This window comes from Devosia sp. (assembly GCF_041917035.1).
Taxonomy (GTDB): domain Bacteria; phylum Pseudomonadota; class Alphaproteobacteria; order Rhizobiales; family Devosiaceae; genus Devosia_A.
The window spans coordinates 1-12,611 of the sequence record NZ_JAYRYM010000107.1; the positions used below are offsets into that span (position 1 = coordinate 1).

12 protein-coding genes and 1 tRNA gene are annotated in these 12,611 nt (G+C 68.4%); 5 read left to right on the plus strand and 8 right to left on the minus strand.

Annotated features, from left to right (window positions below; genetic code table 11):
- The coding region (locus tag ACE3TU_RS12200) for an extracellular solute-binding protein (protein ID WP_374624520.1) at positions 1–926 on the minus strand (926 nt) is incomplete at its 3' end.
- A gap of 209 nt (positions 927–1,135) precedes the next feature.
- Entirely contained in the window at positions 1,136–4,225 is a 3,090-nt protein-coding gene (locus ACE3TU_RS12205; protein ID WP_374624522.1) for a histidine kinase dimerization/phospho-acceptor domain-containing protein, read from the minus strand.
- Positions 4,226–4,442: 217 nt separating this feature from the next.
- On the opposite strand from ACE3TU_RS12205, the gene ACE3TU_RS12210 reads away from it, so the two are divergent.
- Both ACE3TU_RS12210 and ACE3TU_RS12215 read left to right on the plus strand, forming a co-directional pair.
- Positions 4,443–4,519 (plus strand) — tRNA-His (locus tag ACE3TU_RS12210).
- 283 nt (positions 4,520–4,802) lie between these two features.
- Positions 4,803–5,021, plus strand: a complete 219-nt coding sequence (locus tag ACE3TU_RS12215) for a hypothetical protein (RefSeq protein WP_374624523.1) — start codon at positions 4,803–4,805, stop codon at positions 5,019–5,021.
- Between the two features lie 44 nt (positions 5,022–5,065).
- Here ACE3TU_RS12215 and ACE3TU_RS12220 read toward each other — a convergent pair whose 3' ends face one another.
- The 3 genes from ACE3TU_RS12220 to ACE3TU_RS12230 all read right to left on the minus strand — a co-directional run bounded on the left by ACE3TU_RS12220 (position 5,066) and on the right by ACE3TU_RS12230 (position 8,108).
- Positions 5,066–6,859: a ubiquitin-activating E1 FCCH domain-containing protein gene (locus ACE3TU_RS12220; protein WP_374624525.1), complete on the minus strand. Its 1,794-nt coding sequence runs from the start codon at positions 6,857–6,859 to the stop codon at positions 5,066–5,068.
- A gap of 51 nt (positions 6,860–6,910) precedes the next feature.
- The gene (locus ACE3TU_RS12225; protein ID WP_374624527.1) at positions 6,911–7,528 is read right to left on the minus strand and encodes a L,D-transpeptidase; all 618 of its coding nucleotides are present in this window, start codon (positions 7,526–7,528) and stop codon (positions 6,911–6,913) included.
- Positions 7,529–7,661: 133 nt separating this feature from the next.
- Positions 7,662–8,108, minus strand: coding sequence for a response regulator (locus tag ACE3TU_RS12230; protein WP_374624529.1), 447 nt, complete (start codon positions 8,106–8,108; stop codon positions 7,662–7,664).
- Positions 8,109–8,165: 57 nt separating this feature from the next.
- On the opposite strand from ACE3TU_RS12230, the gene ACE3TU_RS12235 reads away from it, so the two are divergent.
- Positions 8,166–8,789 (plus strand): DNA-3-methyladenine glycosylase I, encoded by a 624-nt coding sequence (locus ACE3TU_RS12235; protein ID WP_374624531.1) that lies wholly within the window; start codon positions 8,166–8,168, stop codon positions 8,787–8,789.
- 10 nt (positions 8,790–8,799) lie between these two features.
- On the opposite strand, the gene ACE3TU_RS12240 is transcribed toward ACE3TU_RS12235, so the two are convergent.
- The 3 genes from ACE3TU_RS12240 to ACE3TU_RS12250 form a co-directional block, all read right to left on the minus strand.
- Complete coding sequence (locus ACE3TU_RS12240) at positions 8,800–8,931, minus strand: hypothetical protein (protein WP_374624533.1); 132 nt, start codon at positions 8,929–8,931, stop codon at positions 8,800–8,802.
- A gap of 100 nt (positions 8,932–9,031) precedes the next feature.
- Positions 9,032–9,253, minus strand: a complete 222-nt coding sequence (locus ACE3TU_RS12245) for a hypothetical protein (protein WP_374624535.1) — start codon at positions 9,251–9,253, stop codon at positions 9,032–9,034.
- 66 nt (positions 9,254–9,319) lie between these two features.
- Positions 9,320–9,559, minus strand: a complete 240-nt coding sequence (locus tag ACE3TU_RS12250) for a hypothetical protein (protein WP_374624537.1) — start codon at positions 9,557–9,559, stop codon at positions 9,320–9,322.
- 418 nt (positions 9,560–9,977) lie between these two features.
- On the opposite strand from ACE3TU_RS12250, the gene hisS reads away from it, so the two are divergent.
- Positions 9,978–11,471 carry a histidine--tRNA ligase gene (gene hisS / locus ACE3TU_RS12255; protein ID WP_374624539.1) on the plus strand — a complete coding sequence of 498 codons (1,494 nt, stop codon included), beginning with the start codon at positions 9,978–9,980 and terminating at the stop codon, positions 11,469–11,471.
- Positions 11,468–12,553 carry an ATP phosphoribosyltransferase regulatory subunit gene (locus ACE3TU_RS12260; protein ID WP_374624540.1) on the plus strand — a complete coding sequence of 362 codons (1,086 nt, stop codon included), beginning with the start codon at positions 11,468–11,470 and terminating at the stop codon, positions 12,551–12,553. The genes hisS and ACE3TU_RS12260 overlap by 4 nt, the downstream gene beginning before the upstream one ends.
- The last annotated feature ends 58 nt before the right edge of the window (positions 12,554–12,611 follow it).

Genomic DNA, 12,611 nt, shown 5'->3' on the forward strand with positions numbered 1-12,611 from the left:
CCCCAGCTCAGCACCAGGTCCGCCGGCTGCACCCCGGCCACAGCCGGATACTCGTAGTTGCCGTTGGCGTAAAGCTGCTGCGCCTCGTCGGAGAGGAGGAAGGCGATCAGCGCATTGGCGTTCTCGGGGTGGGGGGCGTACTTGGCGATGAAGGCGCCCGCCGCGTTGACCTGCGTGCCCTCGCCCGCCGCATCCGGATAGATGATGCGCGCCGCCGCCGCCCATTGCTTCTGCTCGGGCTCGGCATCGTTGTTGAGCATCAGGCCCATGTAGTAGGTGTTCGAGATCGACAGGTCGCAGCTGCCCTCGAGAATGGCCTTGACGCCGGCGCGATCGTTGCCGGTCGGGGGGTAGGCGAGGTTGTCGCGCACGGCCGTCAGCCATTCGCGGGTCTTGTCGAGGCCCCACAGCGCGATGCGGTTGGCGATCAGGCCGATATTGTAGACATGGTCGCCTGGCCGGGTGCACAGGCGGCCCTTCCACTCCGGCTTGGCGATGTCCTCGTAGCTCAGCGCGGTCTCGCTGACGCGGTCCTTGCTGACGTAGAACACCCGGGCGCGCAGCGACAGCGCCGCCCAGGCGCCATCGGCGTCGCGGAACTCGGGGGCGAGTCGCTCGCCCAGCGCCGGGGTGGTGATCGGCTGCGTCAGGCCCTGTTCCTTGGCGCCGACCAGATTGCCGACATCGACGGTGAGCACCAGGTCGGCCGGCGAAAGTTCGCCCTCGGCCGCGACGCGCTCGAGCAGGCCGTCGCCGGCGAAGAGCACGTTGGTCTTGATCCCCGTTTCGGCGGTGAACTTGTCGAGCAGCGGCTGGATCAGGCCCGGTTCGCGATAGGAGTAGACGTTGACCTCGCCGTTCTGGGCGACGGCCGGGGTCGCGGCAAGGGCCAGCAGCAGGGCGCTGAGCGCGATCTTGAGGGTCATTGGCAGCATCTCCTGAAGTAGCGGAGTCCGGCTCCGCGCTTGCCGCGCCTTCTCCTATTTGTGACTTTTGAAGTCAACATATACCATCGCCGCCGATCGGCACGGTCCGGGCCACATCTGGAAACATTCTAGGGAGCAGCGGATTCCGGCAGTCTCTCCAGTCATCTACGCCACGGTCGCGTCGCTTCCCCCTGCGACAATCTGCTACGCTACGCCCTGACCAACTCGGCCGGGATGATCAGCGAGAACAGCGTGCCCGGCCCGGCGACCGGGTCGACGCTCAGCGACAGCGCGTTGACGGCGAGCAGCGAGCGGGTCAGCGCCAGCCCGACGCTCGAGCGCACCGGTGCGAGTGCTTCCCCGTCCCGGCCGATGCCGTCGCGGAACACCACGAAGCGCTCCCCCAGGTCACTGCGGCGCTCTCCGGTATCGCGGACGTTGACGACGACGGCGCCGCTGTCCTCGAGTTGCGCCGAGAGGATCATCGTGCCGCCGCTCGGGGTCTGGTCGATGGCGCTGGCGAGCAGATTGAGAACCGCCTGCGTCAGCGAGGCGCGGTCGGCCGTGATATGCGGCAACCGCTCCGAGACGGCACTGCGCACCAGCACGCGGGCGGTCGCGGCCTGGCCCTTGACGCGCAGCAGGCAGGTGTCGAGCAGTGCACCGAGCTCGATGTCGTCGGCCTGCGCCTCGTAGCGACCTTCGCGCAGCCGCGCATAGTCGTCCAGTTCGTCCACCAGCGTGGCGATCTCGAGGCCGGCCGTCTTGATGTCGCGGGCATATTCGGCCTGACGCGCGGCGTCGGCCGCGCCGCTGTGGATCAGGTCGGCAAACCCGATGATGCTGTTGAGCGGGCGCCGCACGCCACGGCTGATCCGCACCAGCATCGAGGGCTCGATATCGTCCGCGCCGGCCGCCGGATGGGGCGGCGCCGGCATGGCAGGCTGGCCCGCCGCGAGCTTGCGCACGGTGCCGAAATAGCCGGCCACCACGCCCGCCTGCCCCTCGGCGAACAGCACCAGCTGGATCCCGGCACTGCGGCCGCGGAAGACGATGGCCGGACGGGCGGTCTCGGCAAAGCGGGCCGGGCGCTCGAGGAAGCGCTTCAGCTCGACGATCTCGTCGGGCTCGATCAGCGCCGCCAGCGGGTGGCCCACCAGCTCGTCCTCGGTCCGGCCCAGCAGGATGCGGCCGTGCAACGAGACGGAGGTTAGGGTACCGCTGCGGTCGGCGGCGATGAACCCCTCGTCGGACGCCTCGGCGTGCAGCTCGGCAAAGCTGCGCACCGCCGCCTCGTGGCCGCCGCGCCGCTCGGCCACGCTCGCCGACAGCATCAAGGCGGGGCGGCCGTGCCAGTTGATCGACTGCAGCCGGGCGTTGACCGGGGCAAGGCTGCCGTCGCGGCGCACCAGCTGCGTCACCGGGCCGGCCGCGCCGGAATCCTCGGCGGGAAAGATCGCCGTGAGCCCGGCGGCGCGGAGCGCCTCGATGCTGTCATAGCCGGTCAGTTCGGTGAGCGCCCGGTTGGCGAACAGCACCTGCTGGTCCCGGAACACCATGATGCCGAGCGGCAGCCGGTTGAGGATGAACGTTTCGCCGGCAAGGCTGATCAGGGCGCCATCCGGCGCGGCCGGCGCGGCGACGATCTCCTGCTCCGCGGTCGGCGCGGCCACGCCGCTGCCACCGACGCGATCGCTGAGGATGCGGCTCAGCTCATCGAAATTGTAGCGCGAGACGCGTTCCACGGTCTCTGCGTCGGGGGCGGCCGGCATGGGCTCGGCTTCGACGCTGCCGGCATTCGGTGCCGCGATCGGCGCGAAGCCGCGCCCGATGACCCGCCACGCGGTGACCCCTTGGGTCGCGCCGACGAGGGAGGCGGGTTCGCTCTCGGTATCGTCCGGTGCCGGGTGGATCGGGCTCTCCGCATCGGCCGCCGCGATCAGCTCGGCGATCTGGTCGACTCCGGGCTCCATCGCGGCCTCGGCTTCGGCCGCTTCGACCGGCAATCCCTCGGCGGCGACCGGCGGCGCAGCGAACTCCGGCCCGCCGGTCTCCGCGGCGGGCGACGTGTCGGGCTCTTCCGGCTGCGCGGCGGCGGCTTCTTCCGCTGTTTCGCGCCGGTCCGGTGGCGCCTCAGGGGGCGGCATGGGCTCGGTTGCGCCCGATTCCGTCGTCGCCGGCAGGCCGGCCGCGGCTTCCGTCTGCCCGGCGGCATCGGCCTCGGGCAAGGCCACGTTCGCCGGCTCCGGCACGGTGTCCTCGGCAACGAGGGGAGCGGTCTCGGGCGGCGCGACGAAGATGGTTTCGGGGAGTTCGGGCGGCGGGCCGACAAACGTCTCGTCGCGCTCGGCCAGCGCGCCGAACAGGCCGTCATCGTCGGCGAGGCGATCGAACAGCGAGGACAGCGTGCCCGGCGGTGGCGCGCTGTCGAGGATCGGCTCGACCCAGAGGTCGCTGCCCGGCGAAGGCGTTGTCGCTGGCAATGGTCCGGGCGGCAGGCCGATCGGCAGCAGCGGCTCGGCGATCAGGTGCTCGGCCAACGGGGGCTCGTCGATCGCGGGCTCGGCGATCTCGGCGAGAGGGCGACGCAGCTCTTCGAGGCCTTCCTCGGAGCGCAGCTCGGCGATGTCGGGCGGCGGCGCCGATGCGGCGGCGCCGACTGCCCCGGCCGGCTCGAACAGCAGCAGCATGGCGTCGTGCGGACCGGCCCTGAAGCGGGTCAGCAGCAGCCGCTCGCCGGCCAGTTCGGCCGTGCCGCAATCGCCCTCGAGCACCGGCAGCCCCTCGCTCTCGATGATCGGCGCGAAGCGCGCCAGCGCACGCGGCGAACCGGCCGTGATCTGGCTGTCCTCGCTGACGATGAGGTGCTCGGCCCCGGCCGGAAACAGCCGCATCGACAGCGGGTCGATCCGCCCCGGCTCGACCGCCTCGAGCAGTTCGGGCTCGATCGGGTCGACCCCGACGATCAGCATGGCGATGCTGCCGTCCTCGAGTTCGAGCGGCGTGCAGGTGCAGGTGGTCGAGATCGGCCGGTCGCCGGCCAGGAACTGGATGCGGCTCAGGCTGGGGCGCCCGGGCGAGCCGAGCCGGATCAGGCGGGCGATCTGGCCGCGGATGGGCACGGCCTCCGGGGCGAGCCTGACGCCGTGCTTCTTCATCCGGCCATGGAAGAACCGGGCGGCGTCATTGCGCCACAGCAGCGACTCGCCATCCTGCGACCACAGCCAGGCGGGTCGGGCGTCGGCCCAATGCACCAGCACCCGGCGGCCGTTCGGCGATTTGATCCAGTCTGCGTGCACGCGCACCACTCTCCGGCCGTGCCGTTTTGGCACAGGCCGCACTCGATACTTAACGCTCTCTAAATAACTTGGCCCGGCAATGGGGTCCACAACAAGGCGAGCCCGGTTTCCGCCATTCGCGGCCCATGGTTAAGTGCGGCGCGACAGGCGACGGCCGCGCCGAAATTCCACCCTTGCCAGCCGACAGTTCTGAAACTATGGTCCGCCCGCTTTCAGGGCCGCCTTAGCTCAGTTGGTTAGAGCACTAGATTGTGGATCTAGGGGTCCCCCGTTCGAACCGGGGAGGCGGTACCATCCCCGACCCATCGTCCCGAAGCTCGCCGCGCACCCGACCGACGCATGGGGCCGCCATGTTGCGGCCGCATTGTCGGACGCGTCCGGCTCGGCCTTGGCGACACGTGCAGCCTGAAGGCGGTCTGAACGGGCCGGCAGACGGGCATTCAGCCGGGCCGGGTTAACCTCGCATTCCCAGTTGCCGCTAACGGGAAATTGACCGGCTCCGCCTTACCCTGGTCGCAACCGGCTGCACGATGACGCAGTGCTGGATCGCACAACGAGGACGGCGAGGATCATGAGGATGGAACGGCGCGACCGACCGACCCTGCAGCAGACCAGGCACAGGTTGCGCCTGGCTTCGAGCGGCGCGCGTGCGCGCCAGGCGCGCCTCGCCGAAATCGCCCCCATCCACGCCCCCGAGACCCCGATGACGGTTTCGTTCGAAGGCCTGACCCCGGCCCAGCAGGCCGCGGCGCTCGCCGCCTTCCCCGGTGGCCGCCGCTTCGTGCTGGCGGGTTGAGCCGGCTTCGCCCTGGCGGCTGAACCGGTCGAGGCCGGGCCGCCCTATTTCGACAGCCTGAGGTCGGTAATGTTCTGGCCGATCTCCTGGAACGTATCCACCAGGTCGCCGCCATCATCCGGGAAGAAGGCCTTGTCCTCGCTGCTGGCGCAGTCTTCGAGCAGGGTTTCCTCGTCGCTGTCGTCGGCGATGTTGTAGCCCACCGTATAGACCACGATACCCTCGTCTTTCATCGCCTCGCACAGCTCTGCCGCCTGGACCGCCGTGTCGTCCGGCGCGTCGCAGTTGATGATGCCGGTCCTGACGCCGTTGCAGTACTGCCGGTTGTAGACGCCGTCGGTCATGATGATGGCGACCTTGAGCAGGTTCGGCTCATCGTAGTCGGCCGGCACGTTTTCGGCGTCGGGCCACAGGTAGCCGAATTCCGGCGACAGCATGTACCAGGCCCAGGCCGTGCCCAGGTGGCCGGCCGTCGAGCCGTGATCGTCCATATCGTCGGACTCGTCGTAGAGCACGTCGGTATCCGAGGTCAGGGGCGTGATGTCCTGGTCGATGTCGCAAACGCCGTTGCTCTCGTAGTTCGCCCCGAGCAGCGTCGTCGAGGGCGGGGCGTCGGTATAGGTGTCGGTGGCGCGTTCGGTGACGCAGTCGGTGATCTGGTAGGTCCGCCAGTCGCCGTCGTCGTCCTCGAAATAGTAGTACTCGCACAGGTAGTCGGTGCAGTAGGCCTTGCCACCGGTCGCCCGCGGGTCGGTCGAACTGGTCGAGGTCTCACCGTCGAGCGAAAAGGTATCGGCGGTCCGCGAGGTGACGGTGTAGGTCTCGTCATTGTAGGACGAGTTGCTGGTCCCCACGATGTGCACATGGTCGCCCGTCGCGAAGCCATGGCCGGTCGCGGTGACGACGATCTCGCAGCTGGTGATCAGGCACTTTCGGGCCTTGTCGCTCGTGCTTGAACGGTAGGAGTTGTAGCTCGAACTGTTGACGTTGACCCCGGCCGTCGTCTGCAGCGAGAAGGTGGTGGCCGTCTTGTAGACCACCTTGTAATACTTGTTGTTGACCTGCGACATGCCGCTGATATTGGCGAGGTAGATGACGTCGCCGGTTGCGAAGCCGTGGTTGCTCGCCGTGGTCACGACGGCGGGATTGGCCTTGGTGATGCCGCTGACATCGACCTGGCTCGCCATCCACCTGAGGTTGGTGATGGTCTTGCCGGCCGGTACCGATCCACGGATTTCGTCGGCGAGATCGCCCACGTTCACCGCCTCCGCCCAGGGGATGATCGCCATCTTGGAGTAGGTCGGTTCCTGGTCCTCCTGCACGACGAGGTCGATCAGTTCCTCGAGGGCCGTCTGCAGATCATCGATGTCGTACTTCATCGAGCCGGTGTTATCGAGCGACACCGCCACCTCGAGGTCGACCGATCCGCGCGTCGCCTCGGCCGAGATCTTGGCGGTCACGGTGGGGATGCCGATCAACTGCACGAAGGCCATCGGAACGGTGACGGAGCCCGAGAGCAGCAGCGTGCCCGCGTCCGTATTTGGCGTCGCATCGTCGATCGACACGTCGGTGCTGGACATGGCGAGGCGTTCCTCGACCAGCGCCTGCGCCGAGGCGATCAGTTCGTCCTCGGTCGCGTCGTAGATGGTGGGCAGCAGGCCCAGTGCGGCGGAGTCGAGCGCCTGCTGCGCCCGCGTGCGCGCCTGCTCGATCTGGGTGTAGTCCACCACCGCGCCGGCGGTCGCGATCAGCACGATGGCCATGAGGCCGAACAGCACGGCGAAGACGCCGCGTTCGTCCGAATGGAAGCGCTTCAGTAGCTCGATGAAACCGCGCATGACGCCCGAAACCCAGAGGAATCCGGGCGCCAGTCTCGCCGAAAATCCTAACTAAAGCACAATCACCTTGGCGCCAATTTTCACCCGGTCGTAGAGGTCCTCGACATCCTCGTTGACCATCCGGATGCAGCCCGAGGACACATCCTGGCCGATCGACCAGGGCTCGTTGGTGCCGTGGATGCGGTAGAGCGTCGAGCCGATATAGATGGCGCGGGCGCCAAGCGGGTTGTTGACGCCGCCGGGCATGTAGTCGGGGAGGCCCGGCTTGCGCCGCTTCATCTCCTCGGGCGGGGTCCAGCCGGGCCACTCGCGCTTGTTCGATACGCGGTGCGTGCCGTTCCACTCGAAGCCCTCGCGCGCCGTGCCGATGCCGTAGCGCAGCGCCCGGCCGTTGCCGAGCACCAGGTAGAGGTACTTCTGCGCCGTCACGACGACGATGGTGCCGGGCTTCTGGTCGGTCTGGTAGGGCACCACCTGCCGCATGAAGCGGGCATCGAGGCGCACCTTGTTGGTCTTGAGCTGCAGCGCATTGCGCGGCTTGCCGCTGGTCGTCGACATGCCGGGGGGCGGATCGAACAGGAACCGGGCGGCCTGGGCCGTCTCGACGACGAGGGACGAGCTCAGCACGAGGGCGGCGCCGAGCATCAGGCTGCGAAACGAACGCATCATCACAACACTCACGGATCGTGGCCCGCGACTGGCGGGCGATACCGGAAATATTGATGAAAATGCCGAACTTGCAGTGAAGCGGCATGGTTAAGCAGCAGTAGGCCGTCGTGGTTAACAGTGTCTGACGCGACGCCTAGAGGAAGATCTTGGCCGCGACGTCTCCGGACGCCGCATCGGACGGCAGGTCCCAGCCATGCGGCAGCAGCCGTCCGAGGACGCTGCTCACCTGCGCGGCGGTGAACGGCTTGGTCAGCACTTCCGAGCAGCCCAGCTGCCGGCCCCGCGTGATCGTCTCGCGGTTGGGATAGGCCGTCATCATGATCACCGGCACCGTGCCGTTGGCACCGAAGCGCGGGTCGCGCATCACCTGCAGCAGCGCCGCCCCGCTCATCTCCGGCATGTACCAGTCGAGCAACACGATGTCGAAGCGGCTGGCCAGCAGCGAACCGACCGCCGGCGCGCCCCCGTCGGCCTCGACAATGTTGGTGAGACCCAGCTTGCGCAGGGTTGCGGTGGCCGCGGCCCGCGCATAGGCATTGTCGTCGACGACCAGGGCCGACAGCTTGTCCGGAACGATCACAGGCCTCAGCCCCCCGCCGAATCGCCGCGTCGCGCAACTATTGACGGTGCCCTTTCGATGTCAACTTCCGAGCCCCCGATCCGCTGCAGCTGGGCCGGCACGGACCCGCTCTATGTGCACTATCACGATCGGGAATGGGGGCGGCCGGTCACCGCCGACGCCCGCCTGTTCGAAAAGCTCAGCCTCGAGGGATTCCAGTCCGGGCTCGCCTGGATCACCATCCTGCGCAAGCGCGAGAATTTCCGCGCCGCCTTTCACGGCTTCGACATCGACCGCGTCGCCGCGATGGGAGAGGGCGACATCGAGCGCCTGCTCGGCGATGCGGGCATCGTGCGGCATCGCGGCAAGATCGCCTCGACCATCAACAATGCCAGGCGGACGCTCGACATCCAGCGTGAGTTCGGCTCGTTTGCCGCCTATGTCTGGAGTTTCGAGCCTGGCCCCGACGGCACCGCCGTCGAGGCCGGCACGATTCCGTCCGAGACGGCGGCTTCCCGCGCCCTCGGCAAGGACCTGCGCAGGCGCGGCTTCAGCTTTGTCGGCCCGACCACCTGCTATGCCTTCATGCAGGCCATGGGGCTGGTCAACGATCACGTCGACGGCTGCTATTGTCGCGCCGAGATCGAGGCGGAGCGGGCCGCGCTCTCCCGGCCGGCCAGGCTGCCCGCCGGCCGGGTCTGAGCGCGCCGGATCAGGGGCGATAGAGCAGCAGCATCAGCAGGGCCAGCTGAGATATTCGGGGCAGTTCGCCGTCGCGGTGCTCCCGCCTTGGCGGGTCGAGTGGCCGCTCCGGCCGGCGGTATCGTCTTGTGTCGATTGTCATCTTCAGTCCGGCGCGTTGCGTCCGGCTCCCTTTGACGATTGTGGTGATCGGGCGGGCAGGGCCCGTCCCGCGAGGCGGGGCGGGCGGCTGTCGGACGTGGCTAGCGCTCGAAATCGGGCGGCAGCCCGATATCCCTCAGCAGGTGCGGCGTCAGCTGCGCCGCACTGCCGGCCCGGTAGGGCTTCAGCGCACGCCGCAGCAGCGCGTCCGCCTTTCGCCTGAGCAGGTACAGTCTGACATGCGCGAACAGACCGCGTCGGATCTCGTGCGCGCTGGTATCGAGGGCCTGCGTCGTTTCGCGGTCCCTGACGATGAGAATCATGGCCTTGTCCGGACAGGATCCGGTCCTCTGGCGATGGGGGAGGGGACTGCCGGGCGGCCGCGTGGCCTACCGGTAGTCCCAGTGACTTCGGGGCTCCAGCACCTCGGGCATCAGCCCCAGGTCGCGCCGCAGCTGCACCGGCACGGGTGGCGATCCACGCGAGCGGTGGCGACGGCTCTCCGGTGCCGGCCGGGCGTTGGCGAGCATCGTCGCGATGGCCGAGAACATGGCACCGGCGATGCCGGCATGGGAGCGTGAGACACGGTTCGCCCGTGCCGCGGCACGCGCGTCGAGAGTGAGAGTCATGGCGTTGTCCGGAATCCCCTTTGCGGGGCCGGTCCTCTGGTGTCGGATGCAGGGATGGCCACGGACTTCGGGCGCAGGAGGCGCGAAGGCGAAGCCGGCTAGGTCAGGTCAGGAGGCGAGGATGGACTGGACGGGACCGAAAAGGTCCGGGCGCATCAGGCGCAGCGAAGTCCAGTCATGTGAACGCCAGGACCGGAGACGTGGATGAACTTGGTCATTGAGTTCGCCTCCCTTTCCGTTGGCGTTGAACAGTGGCGCTGATAGCCCGGTTCGCGCCCCGTGCCAACCCCGCATGCGACAGCCTGCCGCAGCGCGGGCGCGAGTGTTGCCGCTTCGACACAGGTCCCTTCCTTGAGTCGCAGGGGGCTTTCCGTTAGGAACCAGCCACAGATTCCGGGCACGGACCAGCAGACCGACAATGACCGACAAGAAGAAGCTCATCGCGCCGCGACTGCCGCGCGGCTTCGAAGACCGTCTGCCCGCCGACATCGCAGCCGTCGACCGCATGGTGGCGAGGATCCGCCAGGTCTACGAGCGCTACGGCTTCGACTCGGTCGAGACACCGCTGTTCGAGTACACCGAGGCGCTCGGCAAGTTCCTCCCCGATACCGATCGGCCCAATGCCGGCGTCTTCTCCCTGCAGGATGACGACGAGCAGTGGCTGAGCCTGCGCTACGACCTGACGGCGCCGCTGGCCCGGCACTTCGCCGAGCACTTCGACAAGCTGCCCAAGCCCTATCGCAGCTATCGGGCCGGCTATGTCTTCCGCAACGAGAAGCCCGGTCCGGGCCGCTTCCGCCAGTTCATGCAGTTCGACGCCGATACCGTCGGCGCGGCCGGTCCCGAGGCCGATGCCGAGATGTGCATGATGATGGCCGACACCATGGATGCGCTGGGGTTGCAGGGCCAGTACGTGGTCAAGGTGAACAACCGCAAGGTGCTGGACGGTGTGCTGGAAAGCGTCGGGCTCGGGGCGGCCGACCCGGCGCGGAGCCTCGTCGTGCTGCGCGCCATCGACAAGCTCGACCGGCTCGGCACCGAGGGTGTCGCCCATCTGCTCGGGGCCGGCCGTCGCGACGACAGCGGCGACTTCACCGAGGGGGCGCACCTCACGCCCGAGCAGGTGGCGCGGGTGCTGCGCTACGTGCGCGCCGAGGATGAGGGAGACCCGCTCTTCGTGCGGCTCTCCGGCCTCGTCGCCGACAATCGGCGCGGCACCGAGGGCGTCGAGGAGTTGCGGGCCATGGAAGCCCTGTTCCTCGCCGGCGGCTACGGCCCGGATCGCATCCGTATCGACTCCTCCGTCGTGCGCGGGCTCGAATACTACACCGGCCCCGTGTTCGAGATCGAACTGACCTTCGCGGTGCAGAACGAGAAGGGCCAGGAGGTGGTGTTCGGCTCGGTGGGCGGTGGCGGGCGCTATGATGGTCTGGTGTCGCGCTTCCGGTCGGAGCCGGTGCCGGCCACCGGCTTCTCGATCGGCGTGTCGCGCCTCGCCAATGCCCTCAAGCTCACCGGCAACCTGCCCGGCAGCGACCCGGTCGGCCCGGTCGTCGTGCTGGTGCTCGACCGGGACCAGACCCCCCGCTACCAGGAGATCACCGCGCGGCTGCGCCGGGCCGGAATCCGCGCCGAGATGTTCATGGGCAATACCAGGAACTTCGGCAAGCAGGTCGCCTATGCCGACAAGCGCAACGCCCCGGCGGTGATCATCGAGGGCAGCGACGAGCGGGCGCGTGGCGTCGTGCAGATCAAGGATCTGGTCGCCGGCAAGGAGGCGGCCCGCGCCATCACCGACAATGCCGAATGGAAGGCCGAGCGCCCCGGCCAGTTCGAGTGCGCCGACGCCGAGATCGTCGAGCGGATCGCGGCGCTGCCGGCCGTGCGTGCCTACCTGGACGGCGGCACGTGAAGTCGGCATCCGAGCGCTACGCGGCCCTCGTCAGGCTGGTCGAGTCGCGGACGGTCACCCGCGCCGAGCCGCCATTGCTGCTGCCCGCCGGGCCGTATTTCGACCTCGCCGGCGAGGAGTTCGGCCGCAACCTGCTGCTCACCACCACCAATAACGGCGTCGAGTACTGCCTCAGGCCCGACTTCACCCTGCCCATCGCCCAGCAGTACCTCGAGGAGGGGCTGATCGGGGTGCCGTCGGCCTTCACCTACCTCGGCCCGATCTTCCGCCAGCTCAACTCGACGCCGGTGGAGTTCGAGCAGGCCGGCCTCGAGCTGCTGGGGCAGGCCGAGTCCGATCAGGCGCTGGATCAGGTGCTGACCTTCGCCCGCTGGGCCCTGGCCATCTACGACATCACCGCGCCCAATGTCCGGTTCGGTGGGGTAGGGCTGTTCGAGGCCTTCCTCGAGGCCGCCGACGTGCCGCCGGCCTGGCGCAGCCGCATCCGGCACCGCTTCGGCCATCCCGAGGCGTTGCAGCGGCTGATGGAGCGTCTCGCCAATCCCGAGGAACGCGTCACCGCGCCGTCCCCGGATAGCCGCGACACCGTCATCGAGATCGTCACCGACGCCATGCTCTCGGGCGGGCTCAGCCTGATCGGCAGCCGCACGCCCGAGGAGATCGCCGACCGCTATCTGGAAAAGCAGGCGCTCGACGCCGCGCCGATTCCGGCCGAGACGGTGACGCTGCTGCAGGAATACCTGTCGGTCGCCGAAAGCGCCGAGACCGCTTTCGTGCGGATCAGTGCGCTCTGTCACGAGGCCGGCTTCGATTTCGACGACCAGCTCGGCCATGTGCGCAACCATGCGGCGGCGCTTGCGGCGCTGTCGCCCAGCGCCGACGTCATCTTCGATGCCAGCTTCTCGCCGCGCCTCGACTACTATACCGGCATCGTCTTCGAGATGACCGGCAGCGATGGCGAGATACTCGCCTCCGGGGGCGAGTACGACCGCATGCTGGAACGGCTGGGCGCTCCCGAGCCGGTCAGTGCATCGGGTTGCGCGCTGTGGGTCGATCGGCTGGAGCGGGAGGCGAACCTGTGAGCACCTTGCCCGGCGGCCTCACCCTCGCCGTCCCCTCCAAGGGCCGGCTAGAAGAAAT

Bases quoted from the DNA above. Each gene is read 5' to 3' on its own strand.
- ACE3TU_RS12215 (WP_374624523.1), top strand. From the start codon at position 4,803: ATGGAACGGCGCGACCGACCGACCCTGCAGCAGACCAGGCACAGGTTG.
- ACE3TU_RS12220 (WP_374624525.1), bottom strand. From the start codon at position 6,859: ATGCGCGGTTTCATCGAGCTACTGAAGCGCTTCCATTCGGACGAACGC.
- ACE3TU_RS12225 (WP_374624527.1), bottom strand. From the start codon at position 7,528: ATGATGCGTTCGTTTCGCAGCCTGATGCTCGGCGCCGCCCTCGTGCTG.
- ACE3TU_RS12235 (WP_374624531.1), top strand. From the start codon at position 8,166: ATGTCAACTTCCGAGCCCCCGATCCGCTGCAGCTGGGCCGGCACGGAC.
- ACE3TU_RS12240 (WP_374624533.1), bottom strand. From the start codon at position 8,931: ATGACAATCGACACAAGACGATACCGCCGGCCGGAGCGGCCACTCGAC.
- ACE3TU_RS12245 (WP_374624535.1), bottom strand. From the start codon at position 9,253: ATGATTCTCATCGTCAGGGACCGCGAAACGACGCAGGCCCTCGATACC.
- ACE3TU_RS12250 (WP_374624537.1), bottom strand. From the start codon at position 9,559: ATGACTCTCACTCTCGACGCGCGTGCCGCGGCACGGGCGAACCGTGTC.
- hisS (WP_374624539.1), top strand. From the start codon at position 9,978: ATGACCGACAAGAAGAAGCTCATCGCGCCGCGACTGCCGCGCGGCTTC.